This window comes from Erythrobacter sp. HI0063 (assembly GCF_001635685.1).
GTDB lineage: Bacteria > Pseudomonadota > Alphaproteobacteria > Sphingomonadales > Sphingomonadaceae > Qipengyuania.
On the sequence record NZ_LWFF01000209.1, the window covers coordinates 1 to 209 of the forward strand.

General features: G+C 62.7%; 1 protein-coding gene. It reads right to left on the minus strand.

Annotation, left to right across the window (positions count from 1 at the left end; all coding sequences use genetic code 11):
* The coding region (locus A3736_RS17520; protein WP_197465527.1) for a hypothetical protein at positions 1 to 209 on the minus strand (209 nt) is incomplete at both ends.

Here is a 209-nt window from a genome sequence, read left to right on the forward strand (position 1 = left end):
TCGAAGCTGAAGCGGGAATAGACCTCCATCGTGTGGACCACGGCGGCGGTCGAATATTTCTGCCACAGCTCGCCACCTTCCTTGGGGTAGAAGGACATCGCCATCACGGTCTCGTTCTGGGCACCCGGCTGGTTGTGGCCCTGCGCGTCCCAGGCGAACTTGCGGCTCGACGCCCAGGCGAAATCGCGCACGTTCTGTGCGGAATAGCG